The following is a 24,586-nucleotide window of genomic DNA, read 5'->3' on the forward strand; positions in this document are numbered from 1 at the left end:
GGGTCTGAATGTTGTCTCTCAGAACAATTGCGACGAGCGCAAATTCAGCTGGAAAATGACAGATCGCACCGCAATTGCAAGCGCATCGGCGGGTTCCGGGGGCCTGCTGCACGTAATAATTCAACACTGAACAATATCGCATCGCCTCATAATATTTTAGTAAAACTAGACCTTTCGATTTAAAGAAGCGGAGACACGCATGGTGTAGCATCGCTCGATCAAATAATGGATTGGTGAAGCCAATGACCCAGGTCGTCACAGTCTCGGCCACGACAGCCGCCTATGCGATGGAGAATTCCAAACCGCCGCAACGGACCTCGCGCAACGCCTTTGTCGAGGAGAGCACCCGCCTGCTCGCCGAGAAGGCCGCCACCAGCGAGGACTTCCAGCTCAGGGCGCTCGTCAATATCGTGCAGCCGCCGGCGCTAGCGCTCTACTTCCTGACCGCGAGCCAGAAGAACCTTGCCCAGGCCAGTCTCAAGGACACGCTCGAGGCCTACAAAAACTCGGCCGCCTGAGGCCGTATCGGAGACAAGCTACCACACGAAAGGGGCCACGGCGGAAAACCGCCGCGGCCCTTTCGGTATTCCTGCCTGCATTACATGCCCTTGACCGGCCCGATTGGCAGAACGACGTCGACTGTCCCGGCCTTTTCGAAGGTCAGCTTCACGGAGACCTGGCCACCTTCGACAAAAGGCTCCTTCACGTCCATGAACATCAAGTGCAGGCCACCCGGCTTGAGCTCGACCGTCTCACCGGCCGGGACCGGAATTCCGCCCTTCAGCTGCCGCATGGTCATGACATCGTTCACCACGGCCATTTCATGCAGTTCAACGCGGCCGGAAGCCGGAGATTCGGCGGCGATCAGCACGTCATCGGCCGAACCGGTGTTCTTGATGGTGATGAAACCGCCGCCGACGGGCTGGTTCGGCAGCATGGCTCGGGTGTAGCCCGCCATGAGTTCGATGTCGCCGACCTTGACGACCTGCATCGTTCCGGGATTGGCGCCAACCATGCCCGTGCCATCCATCGGGCCGTGGCCTTGCATCTGATGGCCCTCCATCTGCGCGACGGCAGCGGACGCAAAGAGGGCGACGAGGGTGAGAGTTCTGAATACGTTCATTTTCGTTCTCCAGCGGTTTCGTGCGTGGACTTCCACGGCCACGATCTTCCGCGACTTGCTTGATTTCACTTGAAGGCGAAGGTGCAAAATCAGGCAATGGCAGGAGGAGCACGCGCTCGCTGGCGCAGACTGGTACGGCGTTCAGGAGGGTTTCGCGACTCCCCCAGCTGATTCTCCAGCGAAGTGAAGCTGGTCAGGAGCCAGGCTCCCTCATCCGGTAGCGGCAACAATGCCGAGGAGGCCAGCAGACATGCTTCGCAGAACTGGCGCACCATCGGATGCTTGGTCGCCGCATCGCCGACGCACATGTCGGCATAGGTGCCATCCGGCAACTGCAGCGACATCGTCGCATAGGCGGCGGCCATGACCTGCGGCGGCTTGTGGGCGAAGGAAAGCGACAGAAGAGCGAATGCGCAAAGAATGCGCAGCACACCGCCCCTCATCAACTGTACCTTCGACATTGCATTCCTCCGAACGAGGCGATTCCTTAGCGGCTTTCGGCCGGAAATCAAAGCCCTCGTGTTTACGGGCGCCCCCTTGTCGCGGATTGGCGCCACCACGTCTTTGATCCTTCGCAAACAGTGGCGACCGGCCGGACGCGCCGCTTGCGCGAACGCATACATGAAGCGGCAGCGACAATTATTTGTTCTCGGGCGACCTTTGCCTCTTGCCAAGCGACCGTCCTGCCCGATAATTGCCGCATCCCTGCAGGGAGAAACCGGTTCACTCCGGTGCCGAAGGAGCAACCGCCCCGGAAACTCTCAGGCAAAAGGACCGCAGGGCGTCGACTTGAACTCTGGAGAGAAACCTTCCCCAACGGAAGGGTGCGCCGAAGGGATAACAATCTCAGGCAAACGGACAGAGGGGGCTCATGACACCGGCACAATCGTGCCACGACCTTGAGCCGGCGCGCCTGCGCCAAAGACGGAGACGCCCCTTGGACCAGTCCGCCGAACTCCTGAAGACCCCGCTTCACGACCTACATATCGAACTCGGTGCGCGCATGGTGCCGTTTGCCGGCTATGACATGCCTGTGCAATACCCCGCCGGCGTCTTGAAGGAACACCTCCACACCCGGGCCAAGTGCGGCCTGTTCGACGTTTCGCACATGGGCCAGGTGGAGATCCGCGCCAAGTCCGGCAATTACGAGGATGCGGCGCTTGCGCTCGAAACGCTGGTGCCGGTCGACATTCTCGGCCTGAAGGAAGGCCGGCAGCGCTATGGCTTCTTCACCGACGAGAACGGCTGCATTCTCGACGACCTGATGTTTGCCAATCGCGGCGACCATTTGTTGGTCGTCGTCAACGCCGGCTGCAAGCAGGCCGACATCGCCCATATGAGGAAGCATATCGCCGACCGGGTCGACATCACCTATCTGGAGGACCGGGCACTTCTGGCGCTCCAGGGGCCGAAGGCCGAGAAGGTGCTGACCGAGCTCTGGGCGGGGCTCTACGCGATGAAGTTCATGGACGTGCGCGAGGTCGCGCTGCACGACATTCCGGCCATCGTCTCCCGCTCCGGCTATTCCGGAGAAGACGGATTCGAAATCTCCGTCCCGGCCGACAAGGCCGAGGAGTTGGCGCGCATCCTGCTCGATCATCCGGACTGCGAGCCGATCGGCCTTGGCGCCCGTGATTCGCTGCGGCTGGAAGCCGGGCTTTGTCTCTACGGCAACGACATCGACACCACGACCTCGCCGATCGAGGCCGGCCTTGAATGGGCGATACAGAAGGTTCGCCGCAGCGGCGGCGCCCGCGCCGGCGGCTTTCCCGGCGCCGATCGCATCCTGTCCGAACTGGAAAACGGCACCAACCGGCGCCGCGTCGGCCTGAAGCCCGAAGGCAAGGCGCCGGTGCGCGGCCATGCCAAGCTCTATGCGGATGCCGAGGGCAAGACGGAACTGGGCGAAGTGACGTCCGGCGGTTTCGGCCCGAGTGTCGAAGGCCCCGTCGCCATGGGCTATGTCGCCGCCAGCCATGCCGAGCCCGGCACGCAGATCTATGCGGAAGTGCGCGGCAAATACCTGCCAGTGACCGTCGCGGCGATGCCCTTCGTTACCCCGACCTACAAACGCTGACCCCATGACCGAGATTGCCCCTCATCCGGCTGCCGCCACCTTCTCCCCGTCCTGACGGGGAGAAGGACGCATGCCGCAAACGCCTGCCCGATCCCCTCTCCCCGCCTGCGGGGAGAGGGTCAGGGTGAGGGGCAAATCGCTCGCACCACACCAAGAGAGGAACATCACATGCTGAAATTCACCGCCGAACACGAATGGCTGAAGCTTGAGGGCGACGTTGCCACCGTCGGCATCACCACCCACGCCGCCGAACAGCTGGGCGACCTGGTCTTCGTCGAACTGCCGGAAGTCGGCGCAACCTTCGACAAGGGCGCGGATGCCGCCACCGTCGAATCCGTCAAGGCGGCCTCGGAAGTCTATTGTCCGCTCGACGGCGAGATCACCGAGATCAACCAGGCGATCGTCGACGATCCGTCGCTCGTCAACTCCGACCCTCAAGGGGCCGGCTGGTTCTTCAAGCTCAAGCTGAAGAGCGTCGCCGACATGGACGGCCTCCTCGACGAAGCCGCCTACAAAGAGTTGATCGCATGAGCACGCCCACAGAATTCCAGTTCACCGACTACCAGCCCTATGATTTCGCCAATCGGCGCCATATCGGCCCCTCGCCGGCCGAAATGGACGAAATGCTGAAGGTCGTCGGCTACAAGACCCTCGACGCGCTGATCGATGCCACCGTACCCTCATCGATCCGCCAGAAGGTTCCCCTCACCTGGGAAACCGCCATGACCGAGCGCGAGGCGCTCGACAAACTGCGCGAGACCGCCAACAAGAACAAGGCGCTCGTCTCGCTGATCGGCCAGGGCTATTACGGCACGATCACGCCGCCGGTCATCCAGCGCAACATCCTGGAAAACCCTGCCTGGTACACGGCCTATACGCCCTACCAGCCGGAAATCTCCCAGGGCCGCCTGGAAGCGCTGCTCAACTACCAGACCATGGTCTGCGACCTGACCGGGCTCGACGTGGCCAACGCCTCGCTGCTCGACGAGGCGACTGCCGCAGCCGAGGCCATGGCGCTGGCCGAACGCGTGTCGAAATCGAAGGCCAAGGCTTTCTTCGTCGACGAGGGCTGCCATCCGCAGACCATCGCCGTCATCCAGACCCGCGCCGAGCCGCTCGGCTGGCAGATCATCGTCGGCAATCCGTTCACCGATCTCGATCCGGTCGACGTATTCGGGGCGATCTTCCAGTATCCCGGCACGCATGGCCAGATCCATGACTTCTCCGGCCTGATCGCCCGTTTGCACCAGACCGGCGCGATCGCCGCGGTCGCCGCCGACATCCTGGCGCTGACGCTGCTCAAGTCTCCCGGCGAAATGGGCGCCGACATCGCCATCGGCTCGACCCAGCGCTTCGGCGTTCCGGTCGGATATGGCGGCCCGCACGCCGCCTATATGGCGGTCAAGGATGCCATCAAGCGCTCCATGCCCGGCCGTCTCGTCGGCGTTTCGGTCGATGCCCGCGGCAACCGCGCCTACCGCCTGTCGCTGCAGACCCGCGAACAGCATATCCGCCGCGAAAAGGCGACGTCGAACATCTGCACCGCGCAGGTGCTACTCGCCGTCATGGCCTCGATGTATGCCGTCTTCCACGGGCCCAAGGGCATCAAGGCGATCGCCCAGCAGGTGCACCAGAAGGCCGTTCTGACCGCCAAGGGGCTGGAAAAGCTCGGTTACACGGTGGAACCGGAAACCTTCTTCGACACCATCACCGTCGAGGTCGGCCACATGCAGGGGCTGATTTTGCGGGCAGCCGTTGCCGAAGGCGTCAACCTGCGCAAGATCGGCGAAACGCGGATCGGCATCAGCCTGGACGAACGCAGCCGTCCGGCGACGCTCGAAGCCGTCTGGCGCGCCTTCGGCGGCAACTTCGCCGTCGCCGAGTTCGAGACCGGCTATCGCCTGCCCAAGGATCTGCTGCGCACCAGCGATTACCTGACGCATCCGATCTTCCACATGAACCGCGCCGAAAGCGAGATGACCCGCTATATCCGCCGGCTGTCCGACCGCGACCTCGCGCTCGACCGGGCGATGATCCCGCTCGGCTCCTGCACGATGAAGCTCAATGCGACGGCGGAAATGCTGCCGATCACCTGGCCGGAGTTCTCCGAGATCCATCCCTTCGCCCCGGCCGACCAGGCACTCGGCTACAAGGAAATGATCGACGATCTGTCGGAAAAGCTCTGCTCGGTGACCGGCTATGACGCGATCTCGATGCAGCCGAACTCGGGCGCGCAGGGGGAATATGCGGGCCTGCTGACCATCCGCAACTATCATCTGTCGCACGGCGACACGCACCGCACGATCTGCCTCATCCCGACCTCGGCGCACGGCACCAACCCGGCCTCGGCCCAGATGGCCGGCATGACGGTCGTGCCGGTCAAGGCCCGCGACAACGGCGACGTCGATCTCGACGACTTCCGCGCCAAGGCCGAGCAGTATGCCGACACGCTGTCCTGCTGCATGGTCACCTACCCCTCGACGCATGGCGTGTTCGAGGAGACGGTGCGGGAGATCTGCGAGATCACCCACGCCCATGGCGGCCAGGTCTATCTCGACGGCGCCAACATGAACGCCATGGTCGGCCTTGCCCGCCCCGGCGACATCGGCTCCGACGTTTCCCACCTCAACCTGCACAAGACCTTCTGCATCCCGCATGGCGGCGGCGGTCCGGGCATGGGACCGATCGGCGTCAAGGCGCATCTGGCGCCCTTCCTGCCGGGCCATGTGGCGACCGACGGCCGTCCGGGTGCGGTTTCGGCGGCGCCCTACGGCTCGCCGTCGATCCTGCCGATCAGCTGGTCCTACTGCCTGATGATGGGTGGGGAAGGGCTGACCCAGGCGACCAAGGTGGCGATTCTCAACGCCAACTACATCGCAGCCCGGCTGACCGGCGCCTATGAGGTGCTCTACAAGTCCGAGGCCGGCCGCGTGGCGCACGAGTGCATCATCGACACCCGACCGCTCGCCGAAAGCTCCGGCGTCACGGTCGACGACGTGGCCAAGCGCCTGATCGACTGCGGCTTCCATGCGCCGACCATGAGCTGGCCGGTTGCCGGCACGCTGATGATCGAGCCGACGGAATCGGAAACCAAGGCCGAGATCGACCGATTCTGCGATGCCATGCTGGCGATCCGCGAGGAAGCCCGCGACATCGAGGAAGGCCGCATGGACAAGACCGACAACCCGCTGAAGAACGCGCCGCACACGGTCGAAGACCTGGTCGGCGAGTGGAACCGTCCCTACACGCGCGAACAGGCCTGCTTCCCGCCCGGCGCGTTCAGGGTCGACAAGTACTGGTCCTCGGTCAACCGCGTCGACAATGTCTACGGCGACCGCAACCTCATCTGCACCTGCCCGCCGATGAGCGAATATGCCGAGGCGGCGGAGTAAGCCGCTCAAAATGCACCACAGGAGCGCCGCCCTTGGCGGCGCTCTTCATTTATCGAGAGACGTGGAAAAATCCTGTGATGGAACGGAATGGGTCGACGCCCGTTTTCATCCTGTTCAACACAGGAGAACTGACATGCGCAAGACCCTTATCCTCGCCGGTACAGCGGCACTGATGACGCTGTCCGCGTCGGCCCACGCGCAGGAGACCGTCATCATCCGCCAGGACCCGGTCGTCACGCAGTCCACGGTCGTGGTTCCGGCACCGGTCCAGACCTATGTCATGCAGCGCGAAGTGCGCTCCGTGCCCTACGAGGGCGATGTCCTGATCGGCCGCGTGATCGACGACCCGGTCGAACTCTACCCGGTGGACGGCTATGACAATTATTCCTACACGGTGGTCAACGAACGCCGCGTGATCGTCGACCCCCAGACCCGTCAGATCATCCAGATCGTTGAGTAACAGCCATCAAAGACAGCCTATGAAAGCCGGCGCAGTGCGCCGGTTTTTTTCGTCACCTCGTGCGGCCGGCCCAGTCGCCAAGTACTGTGAAGGCAAGCAATCCTGCCTTGTGCCAGAACGGATCACCGTCGCTCACCGGGTCAATCCATAAGGAACCATAGAACTTCAGCCTTCGCTCACGAGCGACGCCTATACTTCGAGGCTTGAACTCCACAAGCGCAGGACACGACAATGAGCCTTTCCGCCGTCATGGGTATTAAGCTCTCGGGCATGCAGGCCCAGCAGACGCGTGCGACGGCGACTGCCAACAATATCGCCAATGCGATGACGCCGCGCTACGACCGACTGGAGACCGATTTCTACAGCGGAGACGCCGGCGGCGTCAGGGCCTCCGTGTCGCCCTCGGGTGCCGCCACCTTCGACGCGGGATCGAATGTCGATCCGGCGCAGGAAGTGGTATCGCTGATCGAAAGCGAGATCGGCTTCAAGGCCAATGCTTCCGCGTTCGAGACCGGCGCCGACATGTGGGACGTGCTGCTGAGCATCAAGCGCGATTGATCGGCCAGCCTTATTCCGTATCAAGGACGTCGCGAAGCAGGGCGACCCATGGCCTAGCCGGCCAGCGCCCTCGCCCCCATGCCGATCGCCACCAGCCCGAAGCCGATCAGCACCACGCCGGAGATCCGCGACACCCAGAGGGCAAAACTGTCCGGCAGGCGGTGATGCAGCAGCGCCACCGTGCCCGAGAGGAAGACCCACCAGAGCATGGAGCCGGCGAAGACGCCGGCCACCAGCGCTGCTGCCGACCAACCGTCGCCTTGCGAGGCCAGCCCGAGCCCGGCGAAGATCGCGGCGAAGGAGAGGATTGTGGCGGGGTTGGTGATGGTCAGCAGGAAGGTCGCGCCGGTGGTGCTCAACAGGTCTCGCGCGCCCACCCGGGCGGCGGTGGCCGGCGGCCTTGGCCGAAAGCTCTTCCAGCCCAGCCACAGAAGGAACAGGCCGCCGAAGATCTGCAGCGGCACGGAGATCGTGTCGAGCAGCAAGGCGAAGGCGGCAAAACCCGCAGCCGCCATCAGCGCATAGGCGCCGTCGGCGAGCGCGGTGCCGAGACCACCGGCGACACCCGCCCAGAAGCCGCGCTCCAGCGTGCGGGAGATGCAGAGCGCGCCGATCGGCCCCAGCGGGGCGGCGATGGCGAGGCCGAGCAGGATGCCCTTGCCGAACAGAAAAAGGCTCATCCTTCAGACCTCCGCCGGGGTGAAGCAGCGCTCGACGGCGGTCGACAGCGCGATCATGGTCTCGCTGCGGGCGAGGAAGTGCTGTGCCTTCAATTCGCCGAGGAAACGCTCGACGCCGCCGAGATCGGCCAGGCGGACCTTGAGCAGGTAGGACCAGCCTCCCGTTACGTGATGGCATTCCGCAACGGAAGGATGCGCGGCGGCGAAGGCCTTGAAGGCCTCCTCCCCGGCATCGTAGTCGAGCCCCACCAGAACGAAGGCAGTCACGCCGAGCCCGAGCGCTGCGTGATCGGCATCGACGGTAAAGCGCTTGATCGCGCCCGAGGCGTTGAGACGGCGGATGCGTTCGTTGACGGCCGACGGCGACAACCCCACGGCCTCGCCTATATCGGCGAGCGAGCGGCGAGCGTCTTCGGCGAGCAGAGCGGTGATTTTCTTGTCGACTGTATCCATTGCCGCAATATAGGCGGCCACCTCATGCAATTCAACATATTTTGCAGAGCGCAGCACTTTCGCCGCGTTTATTGCGGTAACTGCGGAGGATCCCCGCAAAATAAATGGCCCGGTCGGTAACCGGGCCCTTTTCAGACAATGCTCGATCTGCGGAGCGCCTAGCCGGCGAGCGCCGTTTCCTGCTTCTGGCGCGCGAGTTCGGCCAGGTCTGCCGCCTTCAGCTCGACTGATTCGCCACAGCCGCAGGCCGACGTCTGGTTGGGGTTGGTGAAGGTGAAGCCCGAGCGCAACGTGGTCGTCTCGAAATCCATCCGAGTTCCGAGCAGGTAGAGCACGGCCGAGGGCTCGACCCAGACGCTGGCGCCATCGTGCTCGATCATGTCGTCCTTCGGGTTCGGCTCCCGCACCAGGTCGATGGTGTATTCCATCCCGGCGCAGCCGCCTTTCTTGATGCCGACGCGGACGCCCTTGGCGTCCGGACCGGAATTTTCGACGATCGCACGAACGCGGGCGGCAGCCGCATCCGTCATGGTCATCACCTGAAAGCCCATCTCGTTCTCCTGTCACGACCGGGTTCAAGGCCCGGCGCTTCGAGTCATGTAAATGTAGTGGGCGACTTGGCTTCTATCAATACCAGCCGATGGCGACCTGGGCTTCTTCCGACATGCGGTCCGGCGTCCATGGCGGATCGAAGGTCATCTCGACCTCGACGCCGGAGACACCTTCCACGGCGCTGACGGCATTCTCCACCCAGCCCGGCATCTCGCCGGCCACCGGGCAGCCGGGGGCCGTCAGCGTCATCATGATCTTGACCATGCGGTCGTCGTCGATGTCGATCTTGTAGATCAGCCCGAGTTCGAAGATGTCGGCCGGAATTTCCGGGTCGTAGACCGTCTTCAGCGCGGCAATGATGTCGTCGCTGAGGCGCGCCACTTCGTCGGCCGGAATGGCGGTATGGACGATCCCTTCGCGGACGTCCGGCTTCTGCTCGCTTTCGTTGACGCTCATCGACGTTTCCTTACGCGAAGAAAGTGCGGGCATGGTCGAGCGCATCTGCGAGCGCATCGACTTCCGCACGGGTGTTGTAAAGACCGAAGGAGGCCCGGCAGGTCGAGGTGACCCCGAAACGGGCAAGCAACGGCTGGGCGCAATGGGTACCGGCACGTACGGCGACGCCGCGACGGTCGATCAGCATCGACACGTCATGTGCATGGATGCCGCCGAGCTCGAACGAGAAGATCGCCCCCTTGCCCGGCGCATTGCCGATAATCCGGAGCGAATTGATCGCCGAGAGGCGTTCATGGGCATAGGCGCGCAGGCTTTCCTCATGGGCGGCGATCGCCTCGCGGCCGAGGCCTTCGATATAGTCGAGCGCATAGCCGAGGCCGATCGCCTGGACGATCGGCGGTGTGCCGGCTTCGAAGCGGTGCGGCGGGTCGTTGTAGGTGACGGTGTCTTCGGTCACCTCGACGATCATCTCGCCGCCGCCCATGAAGGGCTGCATGGCCTTCAAACGGTCCATCTTGCCGTAGAGCACGCCGATGCCCGACGGGCCGTAGAGCTTGTGGCCGGTGATCGCATACCAGTCGCAATCCAGATCCTGGACATCGACCGGCATGTGGACCGCGCCCTGGGATCCGTCGACCATGACCGGAATGCCGCGTGCATGGGCGATCCGGCAGACGTCCTTGATCGGCACGACCGTGCCGAGCGCGTTGGACATATGCGTGATGGCGACGAGCTTGGTGCGCTCGGTCAGGCATTTCTCGAAGGCTTCGAGGTCGAAGGCGCCGTCGTCGGTGACCGGCGCCCAGACGAGCTTCGCGCCCTTGCGCTCGCGCAGGAAATGCCACGGCACGATGTTGGAATGGTGCTCCATGATCGACAGGACGATCTCGTCGCCTTCGCCGATATGGGTCATGCCCCAGCCATAGGCGACCGTGTTGATCGCCTCGGTCGAAGACTTGGTGAAGACCAGCTCGTCGACCGAACCGGCATTGAGGAAACGGCGCACCTTTTCGCGCGCGCCTTCATAGGCATCCGTCGCGGCATTCGACAGGAAGTGCAGGCCGCGGTGAACGTTGGCATATTCGTTTGAATAGGCGTGGCTGATGGCGTCGATCACCTGTCGCGGCTTCTGCGCAGAGGCGGCGTTGTCGAGATAAACGAGTGGCTTGCCATAGACTTCGCGCGACAGGATCGGGAAGTCGCGGCGCACCGCCGCGACGTCATATCCGGTCTGGGCGGTGAGATGATCAGCCATGATTGTCCAGCCAGTCGGTGATGATCCCTTCCAGCGCCTCGACCAGCGCCTCGTCTTCCAGTTCCTCGACCACTTCCGCCACGAAGGCATTGATCAGCAGGCCGCGCGCCTTCTTTTCCGGAATGCCGCGCGCCATCAGGTAGTAGAGGTGATTGTGATCGATGTCGGTGACCGTCGCGCCATGGGCGCACTGCACGTCGTCGGCAAAAATCTCGAGTTCGGGCTTCACCGAGAACTCGCCGTCGTCCGACATCAGCAGCGTGTTGCAAGCCATGCGGGCATCGGTCTTCTGGGCGTCCGGCGCGACGCGGATCATGCCCTGGAACACGCCTTTGGCGCGGTCGAACACGACGCTGCGGACGATTTCCGTCGACGTTGTGTTCGGCACGTCGTGGCCGAGCGTCATGGTCAGGTCGGTGTGGGTCTCGCCACCGAGCAGGTTGACGGCGCGCAGCTTGAAGTCCGAGCCTTCACCGGCCGTGCGAAGGTGGATTTCCTGGCGCACCAGCTTGCCGCCGGCCTTGACGACGAAAAGGCGGAACTGGGCATTGGCGCCGAGTTCGACCTTGATCTGGCCGAGATGGGTATCGTCCGGACCTTCAGTCTGCAGGATGATCCAGGTGACCTCCGCGCCGTCGTCGATCTTCAGATCGGCGACGCTGGAGACGAGGCTTGCCCCTGCGCCATTGCCCAGATGGCGCTCGATTACCGTCGCGCGGCTTTCCTTGCCGAAGCGGGCGGGAAACCGGACATGCACCGGGCCGCAGGAATGAACGCTCTGCAACTCGATCGGCGCGTCAAGGCTGGCGCCGTCTTCGATGTGCAGTTCGATGCCGTCGCGCACGAAGCTGCCGTTCAGACGGCCGATCGTATCATCGCCATCGCGGGCGAAAAGCTTGGCGGCAGCGGAACCGTTCGCCAGGCTGTCGCGATAGGCGGTCGCCTGGACGCCGTCCGGCATCGGGCCAAGGTCGGCCCTGCCCTGCACGAGGGACAGCACGGTGGCGCCGGCAACGACCGGTGCCACCACGGTGGCGGTGGCGGACAGGTCGAGGGCCGGGACACCGCGCATCAGCGCCTTGAGGTCGGTATAGTGCCAGGCCTCGATGCGGCGGGTCGGCAGGCCGGCCCGCTTCAGTTCGTCGAACAGGCGGTCACGGGCGACGAGCACGTCGCCATCGCCCGGCAGCCCGCCGATCTGGTTCGTATAAGCCTCGATCAACTGGGTTTCGGCCGCCGTCAGACGGTTCGCTGCTTGCAGTGTCATCGTCGGAACTCCTTTCCGGCCGATCAGGCCGCTTCTCCGATGATGTCGGCATAGCCGTTGGCTTCGAGGTCGAGCGCCAGGCTCTTGTCGCCGGTCTTGATGATCTGGCCCTTGTAGAGGACGTGGACGGTGTCCGGGACGATGTAGTCGAGCAGGCGCTGGTAGTGGGTGATGACGATAACGGCGCGATCCGGCGACTTCAGCGCGTTGACGCCGTCGGCAACGATCTTCAGGGCGTCGATATCGAGGCCCGAATCGGTCTCGTCAAGCACGCAGAGCTTAGGCTCCAAGAGCGCCATCTGCAGGATTTCGGCACGCTTCTTCTCGCCGCCGGAGAAGCCGACATTGAGCGGCCGCTTCAGCATGTCCGGGTTGATCTTCAGCTCGGCCGCCGCTTGCTTGACCCGGCGCATGAAATCCGGGGTCGTCAGTTCAGCTTCGCCGCGGGCCTTGCGCTGCTCGTTCATCGCCACCTTGAGGAACTGCATGGTAGCGACGCCCGGGATTTCGACCGGGTACTGGAAGGCGAGGAAGATGCCCTTGGCGGCGCGCTCGGCGGCGTCGAGTTCCAGAATGCTCTCGCCATTGTAGAGAATGTCGCCCTCGGTGACTTCATAGTCTTCGCGGCCGGACAGGATGTAGGAGAGCGTCGACTTGCCCGAGCCGTTCGGGCCCATGATGGCAGCCACTTCGCCGGCCTTGACCGTCAGGTTCAGGCCACGGATGATTTCGGTGCCGTCTTCGGCGATGCGGGCGTGGAGGTTTCTGATTTCAAGCATAATGTTCTTCCTGTCTCTCAACGCGCGAGCAAGCTCAGCGCACGTCGTATGTTCAATTTCCAAAGAGGGCGCGGATGAAGGGAAAAACGAAGGCAGAGATTGCTCCCGCACCTAGTCCCACGACCGCACGTGCCAGCCTGTTCGGTACATTCGGGGCGAAGACGGCAATTCCGCCGCACACCAAAGCGTAGTAAATCAGGCCGACAGCATCCATCACCCCACGCTCCCCTCGAGCGAGATGCCGATCAGCTTCTGCGCTTCGACGGCAAATTCCATCGGCAGTTCCTGAATGACCTCACGGACGAAGCCGTTGACGATCAGGGCGATCGCCGCTTCCTGCGGAATGCCGCGCTGCAGGCAGTAGAACAGCTGGTCCTCGGAGATCTTCGAGGTGGTCGCCTCGTGCTCGAACTGCGCCGTCGAGTTCTTCGCCTCGATATAGGGCACGGTATGCGCGCCGCACTTGTCGCCGATCAGAAGACTGTCGCACTGGGTAAAGTTGCGCGCATTCTCCGCCTTGCGGTGGGCCGAAACCTGGCCGCGATAGGTGTTGTTGGAGAAGCCGGCGGAAATGCCCTTGGAGATGATGCGGCTCGACGTGTTCTTGCCGAGATGGATCATCTTGGTGCCACTGTCGATCTGCTGGTGGCCGTTCGACACGGCGATCGAGTAGAACTCGCCGCGCGAACCGTCGCCGCGCAGTATGCAGGACGGATATTTCCAGGTGATCGCCGAACCGGTCTCGACCTGGGTCCAGGAAATCTTGGAATTCTTGCCGCGGCAATCGCCCCGCTTGGTGACGAAGTTGTAGATGCCGCCTTTGCCGTCCTTGTCGCCCGGATACCAGTTCTGGACGGTGGAATACTTGATCTCGGCATCGTCCAGCGCCACCAGTTCGACCACGGCGGCGTGCAGCTGGTTCTCGTCGCGCTGCGGCGCGGTGCAGCCCTCGAGATAGGAGACGTAAGCCCCTTCCTCGGCGATGATCAGCGTGCGCTCGAACTGGCCGGTGTTCTTCTCGTTGATGCGGAAATAGGTCGACAGTTCCATCGGGCAGCGAACGCCCTTCGGCACGAAGACGAAGGAACCGTCGGTGAAGACCGCGGTATTCAGCGTCGCATAATAGTTGTCGGTGACCGGCACGACCGAGCCGAGATATTTCTGCACCAGCTCGGGATGCTCGCGGATCGCCTCCGAGATCGACATGAAGATGACGCCGGCCTTCTTCAGCTCTTCCTTGAAGGTGGTGACGACCGAGACGCTGTCGAACACGGCGTCGACGGCGATCTTGGAGGTCTGCACGCCGGCCAGGATCTCCTGCTCGCGCAGCGGAATGCCGAGCTTCTCATAGACCTTCAGCAGTTCCGGATCCACCTCGTCGATCGAAGTCGGGCCGGTCGTGCTCTTCGGCGCGGCATAATAATAGAGGTCGTTGAAGTCGATCTTCGGATAATTGACGCGCGCCCATGTCGGCTCTTCCATGGTGAGCCAACGCTTGTAGGCGTCGAGCCGCCACTGGAGCATCCAGTCCGGTTCGTTCTTCTTTGCGGAAATGAAGCGGATAATGTCTTCCGACAAGCCCTTGGGAGCCTTGTCGACTTCGATCATCGTCTCGAAACCGTATTTGTACTGGTCCACATCGATCTGGCGCACCTGATCGATCGTTTCCTGCACAGCAGCCATTCGCGTTCTCCAATCTTGCCGGATCAAAGGCCGGCAGCTTGTCAACGTATTGAGCGGAAACCCGCACTTATGTAGTTGCCAGAGGCGTGTTTTTCACCCTCGCGGCAAGGAGAAAAATGGTTATTGCCAATTTTTCCCGGTCTTTCATGCGGCTTCGCCGGAGATTTTCCGGCGCCCCGCGATCTTCGCAAATATCTCGACCGTGCGGTCGATATCGTCTTTCGTCGTCGTCGCCCCGAGCGAGATGCGCAAGGCGCCCGTCTTGGCGTCCTGCCCCATGGCGGTCAGCACATGGCTGGCGCCGAGTTTGCCGGACGAACAGGCGGCCCCCGCAGAGAGCGCAACCCCCTCCAGATCGAAGGCGATCTGGCCGGTTTCCGCCTTCAGACCCGGCAGGGTGAAGAAACTCGTATTGGCGACCCGCCCGACAGTCTCGCCATGAATGACGAGATCCGGCGCCGCGCTCCGCATGCCTTGCTCCAATCGGTCGCGCAAGGCGCCGATTGCCGCATTTCTGGCCTCGAACCCGGTTCGTGCCCAGGCGGCAACCGCGCCGAAGCCGGCGATCGCTGCGACATTCTCCGTCCCCGCCCGGTGGCCCTTCTCCTGGCCGCCGCCACGGATCAACGGCGCGGGCATCAGGGTTTCGCCGCGGGCGATCAGCGCGCCGGCCCCCTTCGGTCCACCCAGCTTGTGGGCCGAAAGAATGAGGAAGTCGGCACCGATCTCCGGCAGATCGAGCGGAATTCGCCCGGCCGCCTGCACCGCATCGACCAGCAGCAGGCCACCGCGTCTATGTACGATCGCGGCGACCTCCCGGATCGGTTGGATGATGCCGGTCTCGTTGTTGACCGCCATCACCGCCACCAGCGGCAGCCCCGTCGAGGCGTCATGGGCGGAAAGAAGCCGCTCCAGCGCTTCGAGATCCGTCAACCCGGCAGAGGTCACCGGAATCTCGCCGATCTGTTCAGGCGCGAATCGGCCACCCTCGCGCACAGCCGGATGCTCGATCGCCGAAACATGGAGCCGGCCGATCGGCAACGGCGCCTTTCCCATCCTGTAGGACGGCGTCAGCACCAGATTGGCGGCTTCGGTCGCACCGGCGGTGAAGACGACGTTCGCCGGCGTGGCACCGACAAGCGCTGCGACCTCGCGGCGGGCCGTCTCGATGACGGCCCTGGCGGCGCGACCCTCTGCATGCACGGAATTGGGGTTGCCCGTCAGAGCAAGTGCATCGAGCATGACGGAGCGCGCCGCCTCCATCAGGGGGGCGGTGGCATTCCAGTCGAGATAGATGCGCTCCTTGGCCATATCGGGTCCGTGTCGCGCCCGCTGGCAGCCAGCAAGCGCATTTTCCTTGAAATTTCCGTCGGGCTTGTCCTATGACACCTTCGACCTTGGATGGACAGCCACCCAGTTTCGAACAATTCTAAACTGGGTTTTATGAAAGTTGACTGACTTCGTCAAGTCAGCTGACAGGAAATGCTTGTCCAGGAACCACAGAAATTTGCACGGACCGGAGACCCAATGCCTGAAGTGATTTTCAACGGCCCGGCGGGCCGCCTCGAAGGACGGTACCAGCCGTCCAAGGAGAAAAGCGCGCCGATCGCGATCATCCTGCATCCGCATCCGCAGTTCGGCGGCACGATGAACAACCAGATCGTCTACCAGCTCTTCTACATGTTCCAGAAGCGCGGCTTCACGACGCTGCGCTTCAACTTCCGCGGCATCGGCCGCAGCCAGGGCGAATTCGACCACGGCGCGGGCGAACTGTCGGATGCGGCTTCCGCGCTCGACTGGGTGCAGAGCCTGCATCCCGATTCGAAGAGCTGCTGGGTCGCCGGCTATAATTTCGGCGCCTGGATCGGTATGCAGCTCCTGATGCGCCGGCCGGAGATCGAGGGCTTCATCTCGATCGCGCCGCAGCCCAACACCTATGACTTCTCCTTCCTCGCCCCCTGCCCGTCGTCCGGCCTGATCATCCATGGCGACGCCGACAAGGTCGCGCCGGAAAAGGACGTCCAGGGCCTTGTCGACAAGCTGAAGACGCAGAAGGGCATCCTGATCACCCAGAAGACGCTGCCCGGCGCCAACCACTTCTTTTCCGGCCAGACGGAAACGCTGATGGCCGAATGCGAGGACTATCTCGACCGTCGCCTCGAAGGCGAACTGGTCCCGGAACCGGCCGCCAAGCGTATCCGCTGAGCCTCGGTCATGCAATTATAGAGAACGCCGGTCAAAAGGCCGGCGTTTTTTATTGCACGGATTTTGCTTGTGGGGGACCGGATAGGCACAACCGGCGTTGACAAAGCACGGCAAGATTGTTCTGACTTGAACAATAGTCACCTGATTTTTCAACACGTCCTCAGACCTGCCAATATGCCCGACGCCCTGTCATTCGATGCGATCGGCTTTGCCGGCGGCGGAAACCGCTGCTACTGGCAGAGCGGCTTTTTCCTGTCGCTGAACCTGCGCTATCCGCAGCGTCCATCCTATTATGTGGCGGTGTCTGCGGGCGCCTATCACTGCGCGATGAACCTGGCCGGTATCGGCGAGCGGGTGCGCAACGCGGCCTTCAGCTTCGCCGAACGCAATATCCCGGACTTCGACTGGGCCGCGCTGAAGGAGCGCCGTTCGCCGCTCGTCGTCGGCGGCCTATACCGGCAGTTCTTGGCAGAGCAGTTCGGTGAGGGTGAACTGGCGGCACTCAAGGCCGCGCCGCCAATGCTGATCCAGCTGGCGCGCCCGCCGGGCTGGATGCCGGGTGGACTTGCGGCGCTCGGCTCGATCGCTGCCTACCAGATCGAGAAACGCCTGACCGGCGGCGCCCATTCCAAGGCCGGCCGCTATCTGGGGCTGACACCCGCCTGGATCTCCACGCACGAGCTTTCGTCCGCGGCCGATCTGGTCGACGCCATGATGGCAACCTCGTCGGTGCCGCCCTTCATGCCGGTAGGCCGCATCGCCGAACGCGACCATCTCGACGGCGGGCTGGTCGACAATCCGCCAACGATCCGGCTTGCAGAGACCGAAGCGACGGGCGGCCGGACGCTGCTCTTGACCACGCGCTACGGCCGCCTGCCGCTGGCCTCGCCCAACCGCGTCGTAGTCGGTCCGAGCGAGGACATCCGCGTCAACAAGTTCACGGTTTCGGACGCCGCCGGCCTCAGGCACGCTTTTGAGGTGGGCCTGAGAGACGGCGCGACCTTCGCCAAAACCATGCCGAGGCTATTTGGCCGCTGACGGCGATAGGGCCTCGGCACGCGCCAGGACACCGCCTGCCACCGGCGCCTTTACCCCCGTCGTCCCCGGAAAGGTAAGCGGCAGCCGTTTCAGCGAGCGCACGGCAAGATAGGCCCAGGCCTCGGCCTCCGTCGCATCGCCGTCGAAACCGGCCTCTTCCGCCGTCAGGACGGTCGCGCCGCTTCGCGCGGCGATCTCGGTCAGGTCGGCCATGATCGTGCGGTTGAGCCGCCCGCCGCCGCTGATGATGTAGGTTTGCGGCGCATGGGGCAAATGCCCCGCGGAACGCAGAATGGCTGCGGCTGTCACATAGGCCAGTGTGCGGGCGCCGTCGTGCAGCCCCGCCTCATCCGATTGCGGCGGGCGAAAATCACTGCGGTCGAGCGAACGGCGCTGGTCGGTGGTGAAGAAGGGGTGATCGAGATAGCGCTCGGCGAGATCCATGAGCACCTGGCCCTCGGAAGCGATCCTGCCGCCCTGGTCGAAAGGCACGCCGGCATTGACCTCCACCCACTGGTCGATCAGCGCATTGCCCGGACCGCTGTCGAAGGCGAGGATTTCCCCCTCGGCACCGATATAGGTGAGGTTGGAAATGCCGCCGATATTGACGAAGCAGATCGGGCGGGCGGCCTGCTTGAGCGAGGCCGCGAGCGCCGCGTGATAGGCGGGCACCAGAGGTGCGCCCTGCCCGCCATGCGCCATGTCGTTGGCACGCATGTCATGGACCACGTCAATGCCGGTTTCCCGCGCAAGTAGCGCACCATCGCCGATTTGCACGGTCAGCCGCTGGTCCGGGCGATGCAGGACGGTCTGCCCGTGAAAACCGATCACGTCGATCTCACCCGCCGATAGATTGTGGGCACCGAGGAAGGCCTTGACCGCCCCCGCGTGACGAAGCGTCAGGTCGTGCTCCAGTTCAGCGAGACAACCCGGACGCGCCGAGCGCTCGGTCATCGTCCTGGCGTCTTCCAATCCCTGCTTCAGGCGATCACGGAAGGCCGGATCATAGGGAATGATGAGAAATGGCCCTCGCTCGACGAAGCTTTCGCCGTCCGTTTCCAGCATGGCGACGTCTATCCCGTCCATCGAGGTGCCGCTCATCAGTCCGATCGCCCGCATCCTGCCACCCACAAGGTCTCTCCATCGATTCGAATGAATGTCATCAGTGTTATTCATGGCCGAAACGGGTGCACATTTCAAAAAACAATGCTAAAGCCGCCGGCAAATTCCCGTTCCCGATACATTCCAGAAGGCCTGAAGGTCATGACGAAGTTCAAGTCCGATTTCCTCCGCACCATGCAAGAGCGCGGCTTCATTCATCAGATTTCCGATGAAAGCGGCCTCGACGACCTGCTCGCCAAGGAGAGCGTGACGGCCTATATCGGCTTCGACCCCACGGCGCCGTCGCTGCATGCGGGCGGCCTTATCCAGATCATGATGCTACACTGGTTCCAGGCCACCGGCCACCGGCCGATTTCGCTGATGGGCGGCGGCACCGGCATGGTCGGCGACCCTTCGTTCAAGGAAGAGGCCCGCCAGTTGATGACCGTCGAGACGATCGAGAGCAACATTGCCTCGATCAAGCGCGTCTTTGCCAATTACCTGGACTACGACAAGGGGCCCAAGGGCGGCGCCCTGATGATCAACAATGCCGAATGGCTGCGTTCGCTCAACTATCTGGAATTCCTGCGCGACGTCGGCCGGCACTTCTCGGTCAACCGCATGCTGTCCTTCGACAGCGTCAAGACGCGCCTCGACCGCGAGCAGTCGCTGTCCTTCCTCGAGTTCAACTACATGATCCTGCAGGCCTACGACTTCGTCGAACTGGCCAAGCGCTACGACTGCCGCCTGCAGATGGGCGGCTCCGACCAGTGGGGCAATATCATCAACGGCATCGACCTTGGCCATCGGATGGGCACGCAGCAGCTCTACGCGCTGACCTCGCCGCTCCTGACCACGTCGTCGGGCGCCAAGATGGGCAAGTCGGTGAACGGCGCTGTCTGGCTCAATCCGGACATGCTCTCGGCCTATGATTTCTGGCAGTACTGGCGCAATACCGAGGATGCCGACGTTCCGCGCTTCCTCAAGCTCTACACCACCCTGCCGATGGCTGAGATCGGCCGCTTGGCGAGCCTCGGCGGTTCGGAGATCAACGAGGTGAAGAAGATCCTCGCGACAGAGATCACCGCCATGCTGCACGGTCGCGAAGCCGCCGAGCAGGCGGCGGAGACCGCGCGCAAGACCTTCGAGGAAGGTGGGCTTTCGGAAAACCTGCCGTCGATTGAAATTCCAGCTGCCGAACTCGAGGCCGGCATCGGTCTCCTGTCGCTGATCGTGCGCGCGGGCCTTGCCGCCTCGAACGGCGAAGCCCGCCGTCATGTCCAGGGCGGCGCCGTGAAGATCAACGATGCTGCCGTCAGCGACGAACGCATGGCGATCGGCATGGGTGAGATGACCGCAGACGGCGTGATCAAGCTGTCCCTCGGCAAGAAGAAGCACATGCTGGTGCGCTCCGTCTGACAGGATGGCGGCGCCGGGCGTTTCCACCGCCCGGCCATCGCCACGGAGTGGCGAAGCGCCAGGACATGCTGCTCCCGGCCCGACCAAAAAAAGACGTCGTCCGGAAAATAAATTTATCGGCCTTCCGACCCGATCCGCGCCTCGCTCCGCATTCTTGCTGCGTGAGGCGCAAATCCGGTCGCACGACAAGCGTCGGTTCCTGGCCATTCCGCAACCCGCGCATCGCCGGCCACCACTCTCTCGGCGCCCCGCGATATTCTATTTTTCTCTTTTGGATCAGAGCCTTATATCCTATATCGCTCCAGCCCACTTGTGCCGATTCGTTAAAATTCGAGCCAAACTTTCGACAAAATATAATAAATTACAATTTCAATTTTATACTTGTTTTATTATCGTTTTTCCTTGTTTTGATTAGATTTAACCTCGGTTTTTACTTCGCAATTTTGCGAGAGATCAAAATCTCCCTGTCATTGTCTCCTCAACACGGGGAGACGACCAATGACAACAAAAAGAACTCTGGGTATTGGACTCTTGGCCATCGCAATGTCCGGCGCTCTCGCGCTTCCGGCCATGGCACTGCCGGCAAATATGCGGGTCGTCGGAAAGGCAAATCCGCCGATCGGCCACTATGAATTCTGCAAGACCTATGGCGGCGAATGCGTTGCGGCGAGCCGGGATGGCGGCCCAGCCCAGCTCACCGAAACGAGCTGGAAGACCCTGCTCGACGTCAACTATACGGTCAACAGCTCGATCACGCCGCTGACCGACCAGGACATTTACGGCGTCGAGGAGCGTTGGGCCTATCCGCGCACGGTCGGCGATTGCGAAGACTTCGCGCTGCTGAAGCGCAAGATGCTGATCGATCGCGGTTTCGCCCCGTCCGACCTCCTCCTCACCGTCGTGCTGCAGCCGAATGGCGAAGGACATGCCGTGCTGACGGTGCGCACCGATCACGGCGACTTCGTCCTCGACAACATGCGCAACAAGGTCATGCTGTGGTCCGAGACGGAATACACCTATCTCAAGCGCCAGTCGTCCGACGATCCGGGACGCTGGGTCAAGCTCCAGGACGGTCGGGCTACGGCCGTCGGTAGCGTCAAGACGAACTGAGGTCGCCGCCCGACGCGGCAGCCCTTGAGCCCCTGGCCCGGTCCGTCCCCCGCATACCCCGTCCCCGACCGGAGCCAACGAGCCGGTCCCGCCATAAGCGGGACCGGTTTTTTCTTGCGCGCCCTTGCCCTGCCCGCACAGGCCTTAACCGCCCGTTAACCATAGTCGCCGAGTGTCGATCTTATCGCGAAGGCGAGAATCGGCGGGGCGAGACGGTCGTCGCCCGGAACGATACTGGCCCTTCGTTTGCCGTTGCCTCGGGGGCAGAACCATGGAAGCAACCCGCATCGCGAAAGAAACCGAAGAGCAGGCCCCTCTGGTCTCGGTTCGATTTCTGATCATTCTGACAGCGGCCGTCACAGCCCTTGCACTTCTGTCTCTGGCCATCAGCCTGCTCGGTGATCGCATAGGCGAACGCTGGTCACTGGCGGGCCACAGCGCGAGTGCCGAGCCTGTCGACGTCTCAATCGGCCTCGATCGCCTGCATGTTCCCGCCAATGCGATCCGCTTCGAGGATCAGAGAAGGAGCGGCAGGTCCGAGCGCCTCGACCTTTTCGTGCTCTGGCCGGAGATGACAGGCTACAGCAAGGGGAACCGCCGGCGTTTCGATGACCTTGCGCACGCAAAATCGCTGATCTTCCTGCAACTGTCGCAAAGCACGATGTCGCGCGACATGTCGGGACGGGTCGATCCCATTTACTCGCATCTCTTCACTGGAACCCCGGAAAGCGGCCCTTTCGGCCTTTCCCTCCATCGCTTCCGGGCCGGCACGGGGTATGATCGCGAAGTCCTCTTAACCGCGCCGCGGCCCGGGCAGGCCGACTACGCGGTGCGCTGCCTGCTGCCAGGCCCCGGCGACCTGCCGAGCAATAGCGATTGCCAGCGCGACATTCACGCCGGACGCGACCTGACGGTGCTCTACCGCTTTTCCAGCGAACTGCTTTCCGACTGGCAGCAGATCGACAAGGCCATCGAGGCCTATATTCGCGACCGCGTCATCAGCGGGTCGACGTCCCCGAATCCGCCAATGCGCAGCAATACGGCAACGAATGATTCATTATAAACCTCTTGGTAAGGCTGTTTCCGTACTCTGGTCGGAGTGGTCGCGTGGGGGTGCGTCCGATCCGAAATTCAGCATGTGAAGAGTCTTGCGGTGAAAAATACATTCCGACGCCTTAATCTCGCTTCCCAGATGCGCAAGCTGGCCGTTGCCGCCCTGGTATTCGTGACTGCATTGGGCATGAGCGCCTCACTGGCCGCAGCAAAGCCGACCTATGGCGGCATCGTCGTCGACGCGAAGACCGGCAAGGTTCTCTACAGCGAGAATGCCGACAGTCTGCGCTATCCGGCATCGCTCACCAAGATGATGACCCTTTACCTGACGTTCGAGGCTCTCGAAGCCGGCCGGATCCGACTTGGCGATAAGGTGCCGGTCTCGGCCAATGCCGCCAAGGAGCCGCCGTCGAAGCTCGGGGTCGGCGCCGGCCGCTCGGTCACCGTCGAGCAGGCAATCCTGGCTCTCGTCACCCGTTCGGCCAACGATATTGCCACCGCGCTCGGCGAATTCCTCGGCGGCTCCGAGCAGCGATTCGCGCAGATGATGACCGCCAAGGCCCGCAGCCTCGGCATGACCAAGACCACCTATCGCAATGCCCACGGCCTGCCGAACACAGCGCAGATGACCACCGCCCGCGATCAGGCGCGTCTCGGCATCGCTCTTCGCCAGCACTTCCCGCAGTATTACGGCTATTTCTCCACCCGCAGCTTCAAGTTCGGCAAGCAGACCATCGGCAACCATAATCGCCTGCTCGGCGCAGTGCGGGGCGTCGACGGCATCAAGACCGGTTTCACCCGCGCCGCCGGCTTCAACCTGGTCACCTCCGCCCAGGCGGACGGCCGCTCGATCGTCGGCGTCGTCATGGGTGCGCCTTCGGGGGCCAACCGCAATGCGCGCATGACCAAGCTGGTTCAGGCCTACCTGCCCAAGGCGTCGCGCGCGGGAGGCGGCGACCTGATCGCCAAGATGAACACGTCGGTCGCGCCGGCCGCAGCCGCAATGGCCGCCGAAGCCCCGAATATGGCTTTGGGCGTGCCCTCCCTGCCGTCCACCGGACCGCTGCCGGAAGTGCGCTACGAGGCGGCACCCGTCGCTTCGGCCTATGCCGCACCCGCCAGCCCCTCTGCCGCCGCGGCAGCGCTGGACGCCACGCGTGGAGCCGGACCCCAGCCGCTCGGCGCAGGCATGCCTGTCCCGCAGCCGGCCCCGGCCTATATGCCCGACAGCCAGGCCTCGATCGCGCCTGCCAGCGCGCCTCAACCGGCGGCCCAGCCGGAAGCTGTGGCATCCGCAGATATCGACCAGACGACAACCGCCTCCACCCAGCCTTCCGGATGGGTGATCCAGGTCGGCACCTCGCCGGACCGGGAACAGGCCATGACCCTTCTGCGCAATGCGCAGGACAAAGGCGGAAAGGTATTGCGTTCCGCCACCCCCTTCACGGTCGCCTACAAGACCGGATCCGAGCAGCTCTATCGCGCACGCTTCGGCGGGTTCGGCGACCAAAAGATGGCCGTCAACGCGTGCAAGTCGCTGAAGAAAATAGGCATCGGCTGCTGGGCGGCGTCGCAGTAGCAACCGGTTTTCCACCTCGATTTTTGTATCGTGTACGAGGTAATCGCAATGGCATCGAACGAGAATCACTTCGATCTCGCCCCGACCCAGGACAATAGCGGCAAGGATGGCCGCTACAGCCTGCACCCGCTGCATGAGGCGGCCTATCGCCTCGCCGATCTCGGACTCCAGCGCAAGCGGGGCTCGCGGACCAAGGACCTGATCGGCCTGCTGCTCTGCCATGGCGCCCGCGCCTGGCGCTATTCGCAGCCGGAGGCAAGCATCCATCTTCATGTCTCGACGCATGGCGGCCGTCTTCCCGTCGTCCTGCGTCTGCGCTGAACCTCCGATTCTGGTGCCCGAAGAG

General features: G+C 63.1%; 24 protein-coding genes, 1 pseudogene and 1 riboswitch. Of the genes and pseudogenes, 13 read left to right on the top strand and 12 right to left on the bottom strand.

The features are described 5' to 3' along the window. Positions 1-242: 242 nt before the first annotated feature. On the top strand, positions 243-518 hold the full coding sequence (locus tag RHIZ70P_RS09080) for a hypothetical protein (protein ID WP_115670086.1): 276 nt from the start codon (positions 243-245) through the stop codon (positions 516-518). 80 nt (positions 519-598) lie between these two features. On the opposite strand, the pseudogene RHIZ70P_RS09085 reads toward RHIZ70P_RS09080, so the two are convergent. Both RHIZ70P_RS09085 and RHIZ70P_RS09090 read right to left on the bottom strand, forming a co-directional pair. After that, positions 599-991 (bottom strand): annotated as a pseudogene (locus tag RHIZ70P_RS09085) (copper chaperone PCu(A)C); the annotation flags it as partial. A gap of 221 nt (positions 992-1,212) precedes the next feature. Beyond that, entirely contained in the window at positions 1,213-1,584 is a 372-nt protein-coding gene (locus tag RHIZ70P_RS09090) for a hypothetical protein (protein WP_115670088.1), read from the bottom strand. Positions 1,585-1,821: 237 nt separating this feature from the next. Next, a riboswitch (glycine riboswitch) is annotated at positions 1,822-1,910 on the top strand. Between the two features lie 150 nt (positions 1,911-2,060). On the opposite strand from RHIZ70P_RS09090, the gene gcvT reads away from it, so the two are divergent. The 5 genes from gcvT (at position 2,061) to RHIZ70P_RS09115 (ending at position 7,610) form a co-directional block, all read left to right on the top strand. Then, a complete protein-coding gene (gene gcvT, locus RHIZ70P_RS09095) occupies positions 2,061-3,200 on the top strand; it encodes a glycine cleavage system aminomethyltransferase GcvT (protein ID WP_115670089.1) in 1,140 nt (379 codons plus the stop codon). A gap of 168 nt (positions 3,201-3,368) precedes the next feature. Next, entirely contained in the window at positions 3,369-3,731 is a 363-nt protein-coding gene (gene gcvH, locus RHIZ70P_RS09100; RefSeq protein WP_115670090.1) for a glycine cleavage system protein GcvH, read from the top strand. Beyond that, the gene (gene gcvP, locus RHIZ70P_RS09105; RefSeq protein WP_115670091.1) at positions 3,728-6,592 is read left to right on the top strand and encodes an aminomethyl-transferring glycine dehydrogenase; all 2,865 of its coding nucleotides are present in this window, start codon (positions 3,728-3,730) and stop codon (positions 6,590-6,592) included. Before gcvH ends, gcvP begins: the two co-directional genes overlap by 4 nt. Positions 6,593-6,725: 133 nt before the next feature. Next, positions 6,726-7,052, top strand: a complete 327-nt coding sequence (locus RHIZ70P_RS09110) for a DUF1236 domain-containing protein (protein WP_115670092.1) — start codon at positions 6,726-6,728, stop codon at positions 7,050-7,052. 231 nt (positions 7,053-7,283) lie between these two features. Further along, positions 7,284-7,610: a flagellar basal body rod C-terminal domain-containing protein gene (locus RHIZ70P_RS09115; protein ID WP_115670093.1), complete on the top strand. Its 327-nt coding sequence runs from the start codon at positions 7,284-7,286 to the stop codon at positions 7,608-7,610. Positions 7,611-7,663: 53 nt separating this feature from the next. On the opposite strand, the gene RHIZ70P_RS09120 is transcribed toward RHIZ70P_RS09115, so the two are convergent. From RHIZ70P_RS09120 to RHIZ70P_RS09160, 9 genes are all read right to left on the bottom strand, one after another. Further along, a complete protein-coding gene (locus RHIZ70P_RS09120; RefSeq protein ID WP_115670094.1) occupies positions 7,664-8,290 on the bottom strand; it encodes a LysE family translocator in 627 nt (208 codons plus the stop codon). Between the two features lie 3 nt (positions 8,291-8,293). Then, positions 8,294-8,743 (bottom strand): Lrp/AsnC family transcriptional regulator, encoded by a 450-nt coding sequence (locus RHIZ70P_RS09125; protein ID WP_115670229.1) that lies wholly within the window; start codon positions 8,741-8,743, stop codon positions 8,294-8,296. 158 nt (positions 8,744-8,901) lie between these two features. Next, entirely contained in the window at positions 8,902-9,294 is a 393-nt protein-coding gene (gene sufA, locus RHIZ70P_RS09130; protein ID WP_115670095.1) for a Fe-S cluster assembly scaffold SufA, read from the bottom strand. Positions 9,295-9,370: 76 nt separating this feature from the next. Further along, complete coding sequence (locus RHIZ70P_RS09135) at positions 9,371-9,751, bottom strand: SUF system Fe-S cluster assembly protein (RefSeq protein WP_028735065.1); 381 nt, start codon at positions 9,749-9,751, stop codon at positions 9,371-9,373. 10 nt (positions 9,752-9,761) lie between these two features. Then, on the bottom strand, positions 9,762-11,006 hold the full coding sequence (locus tag RHIZ70P_RS09140) for a cysteine desulfurase (protein ID WP_115670096.1): 1,245 nt from the start codon (positions 11,004-11,006) through the stop codon (positions 9,762-9,764). Next, positions 10,999-12,273, bottom strand: coding sequence for a Fe-S cluster assembly protein SufD (sufD, locus tag RHIZ70P_RS09145; protein WP_115670097.1), 1,275 nt, complete (start codon positions 12,271-12,273; stop codon positions 10,999-11,001). Before sufD ends, RHIZ70P_RS09140 begins: the two co-directional genes overlap by 8 nt. A 23-nt stretch (positions 12,274-12,296) precedes the next feature. Then, positions 12,297-13,052: a Fe-S cluster assembly ATPase SufC gene (gene sufC / locus RHIZ70P_RS09150; protein ID WP_115670098.1), complete on the bottom strand. Its 756-nt coding sequence runs from the start codon at positions 13,050-13,052 to the stop codon at positions 12,297-12,299. A gap of 213 nt (positions 13,053-13,265) precedes the next feature. Then, the gene (gene sufB / locus RHIZ70P_RS09155; RefSeq protein ID WP_115670099.1) at positions 13,266-14,735 is read right to left on the bottom strand and encodes a Fe-S cluster assembly protein SufB; all 1,470 of its coding nucleotides are present in this window, start codon (positions 14,733-14,735) and stop codon (positions 13,266-13,268) included. A gap of 144 nt (positions 14,736-14,879) precedes the next feature. Next, positions 14,880-16,046 carry a cysteine desulfurase family protein gene (locus RHIZ70P_RS09160; protein ID WP_115670100.1) on the bottom strand — a complete coding sequence of 389 codons (1,167 nt, stop codon included), beginning with the start codon at positions 16,044-16,046 and terminating at the stop codon, positions 14,880-14,882. Between the two features lie 216 nt (positions 16,047-16,262). Here RHIZ70P_RS09160 and RHIZ70P_RS09165 point away from each other — a divergent pair, with 216 nt between their 5' ends. Together RHIZ70P_RS09165 and RHIZ70P_RS09170 are read left to right on the top strand one after the other, a co-directional pair. Next, positions 16,263-16,940: an alpha/beta hydrolase gene (locus RHIZ70P_RS09165; protein WP_028735059.1), complete on the top strand. Its 678-nt coding sequence runs from the start codon at positions 16,263-16,265 to the stop codon at positions 16,938-16,940. Between the two features lie 174 nt (positions 16,941-17,114). After that, positions 17,115-17,978, top strand: coding sequence for a patatin-like phospholipase family protein (locus tag RHIZ70P_RS09170; RefSeq protein WP_115670101.1), 864 nt, complete (start codon positions 17,115-17,117; stop codon positions 17,976-17,978). Here the strand turns inward: RHIZ70P_RS09170 and RHIZ70P_RS09175 are convergent. After that, a complete protein-coding gene (locus RHIZ70P_RS09175) occupies positions 17,964-19,109 on the bottom strand; it encodes an anhydro-N-acetylmuramic acid kinase (protein WP_235842192.1) in 1,146 nt (381 codons plus the stop codon). The two genes, RHIZ70P_RS09170 and RHIZ70P_RS09175, sit on opposite strands and share 15 nt — an antisense overlap. 132 nt (positions 19,110-19,241) lie before the next feature. On the opposite strand from RHIZ70P_RS09175, the gene tyrS reads away from it, so the two are divergent. The 5 genes from tyrS to RHIZ70P_RS09200 all read left to right on the top strand — a co-directional run bounded on the left by tyrS (position 19,242) and on the right by RHIZ70P_RS09200 (position 24,561). Beyond that, positions 19,242-20,498: a tyrosine--tRNA ligase gene (gene tyrS / locus RHIZ70P_RS09180; RefSeq protein ID WP_115670103.1), complete on the top strand. Its 1,257-nt coding sequence runs from the start codon at positions 19,242-19,244 to the stop codon at positions 20,496-20,498. A 498-nt stretch (positions 20,499-20,996) separates the two neighbouring features. Next, a complete protein-coding gene (locus RHIZ70P_RS09185; RefSeq protein ID WP_115670104.1) occupies positions 20,997-21,608 on the top strand; it encodes a transglutaminase-like cysteine peptidase in 612 nt (203 codons plus the stop codon). A 271-nt stretch (positions 21,609-21,879) separates the two neighbouring features. Further along, positions 21,880-22,671, top strand: a complete 792-nt coding sequence (locus RHIZ70P_RS09190) for a hypothetical protein (RefSeq protein WP_115670105.1) — start codon at positions 21,880-21,882, stop codon at positions 22,669-22,671. Positions 22,672-22,848: 177 nt separating this feature from the next. Further along, positions 22,849-24,240 carry a D-alanyl-D-alanine carboxypeptidase gene (locus tag RHIZ70P_RS09195; protein WP_235842199.1) on the top strand — a complete coding sequence of 464 codons (1,392 nt, stop codon included), beginning with the start codon at positions 22,849-22,851 and terminating at the stop codon, positions 24,238-24,240. A gap of 48 nt (positions 24,241-24,288) precedes the next feature. After that, positions 24,289-24,561: a hypothetical protein gene (locus tag RHIZ70P_RS09200; protein WP_115670107.1), complete on the top strand. Its 273-nt coding sequence runs from the start codon at positions 24,289-24,291 to the stop codon at positions 24,559-24,561. The last annotated feature ends 25 nt before the right edge of the window (positions 24,562-24,586 follow it).

Origin of the sequence: Paenirhizobium selenitireducens ATCC BAA-1503 (assembly GCF_900492185.1) — a bacterium.
Classification (GTDB): Bacteria; Pseudomonadota; Alphaproteobacteria; order Rhizobiales; family Rhizobiaceae; genus Allorhizobium; species Allorhizobium selenitireducens_A.

Coding starts and splice junctions, on each gene's coding strand:
- RHIZ70P_RS09160 (WP_115670100.1), bottom strand. CDS start 16,046: ATGGCCAAGGAGCGCATCTATCTCGACTGGAATGCCACCGCCCCCCTG.
- RHIZ70P_RS09170 (WP_115670101.1), top strand. CDS start 17,115: ATGCCCGACGCCCTGTCATTCGATGCGATCGGCTTTGCCGGCGGCGGA.
- RHIZ70P_RS09080 (WP_115670086.1), top strand. CDS start 243: ATGACCCAGGTCGTCACAGTCTCGGCCACGACAGCCGCCTATGCGATG.
- RHIZ70P_RS09195 (WP_235842199.1), top strand. CDS start 22,849: ATGAGCGCCTCACTGGCCGCAGCAAAGCCGACCTATGGCGGCATCGTC.
- RHIZ70P_RS09185 (WP_115670104.1), top strand. CDS start 20,997: ATGACAACAAAAAGAACTCTGGGTATTGGACTCTTGGCCATCGCAATG.
- sufB (WP_115670099.1), bottom strand. CDS start 14,735: ATGGCTGCTGTGCAGGAAACGATCGATCAGGTGCGCCAGATCGATGTG.
- RHIZ70P_RS09120 (WP_115670094.1), bottom strand. CDS start 8,290: ATGAGCCTTTTTCTGTTCGGCAAGGGCATCCTGCTCGGCCTCGCCATC.
- RHIZ70P_RS09200 (WP_115670107.1), top strand. CDS start 24,289: ATGGCATCGAACGAGAATCACTTCGATCTCGCCCCGACCCAGGACAAT.
- tyrS (WP_115670103.1), top strand. CDS start 19,242: ATGACGAAGTTCAAGTCCGATTTCCTCCGCACCATGCAAGAGCGCGGC.
- RHIZ70P_RS09090 (WP_115670088.1), bottom strand. CDS start 1,584: ATGTCGAAGGTACAGTTGATGAGGGGCGGTGTGCTGCGCATTCTTTGC.
- RHIZ70P_RS09165 (WP_028735059.1), top strand. CDS start 16,263: ATGCCTGAAGTGATTTTCAACGGCCCGGCGGGCCGCCTCGAAGGACGG.
- gcvP (WP_115670091.1), top strand. CDS start 3,728: ATGAGCACGCCCACAGAATTCCAGTTCACCGACTACCAGCCCTATGAT.
- sufC (WP_115670098.1), bottom strand. CDS start 13,052: ATGCTTGAAATCAGAAACCTCCACGCCCGCATCGCCGAAGACGGCACC.
- RHIZ70P_RS09140 (WP_115670096.1), bottom strand. CDS start 11,006: ATGGCTGATCATCTCACCGCCCAGACCGGATATGACGTCGCGGCGGTG.
- sufA (WP_115670095.1), bottom strand. CDS start 9,294: ATGGGCTTTCAGGTGATGACCATGACGGATGCGGCTGCCGCCCGCGTT.
- RHIZ70P_RS09125 (WP_115670229.1), bottom strand. CDS start 8,743: ATGGATACAGTCGACAAGAAAATCACCGCTCTGCTCGCCGAAGACGCT.
- RHIZ70P_RS09110 (WP_115670092.1), top strand. CDS start 6,726: ATGCGCAAGACCCTTATCCTCGCCGGTACAGCGGCACTGATGACGCTG.
- sufD (WP_115670097.1), bottom strand. CDS start 12,273: ATGACACTGCAAGCAGCGAACCGTCTGACGGCGGCCGAAACCCAGTTG.
- gcvH (WP_115670090.1), top strand. CDS start 3,369: ATGCTGAAATTCACCGCCGAACACGAATGGCTGAAGCTTGAGGGCGAC.
- RHIZ70P_RS09135 (WP_028735065.1), bottom strand. CDS start 9,751: ATGAGCGTCAACGAAAGCGAGCAGAAGCCGGACGTCCGCGAAGGGATC.
- RHIZ70P_RS09115 (WP_115670093.1), top strand. CDS start 7,284: ATGAGCCTTTCCGCCGTCATGGGTATTAAGCTCTCGGGCATGCAGGCC.
- RHIZ70P_RS09190 (WP_115670105.1), top strand. CDS start 21,880: ATGGAAGCAACCCGCATCGCGAAAGAAACCGAAGAGCAGGCCCCTCTG.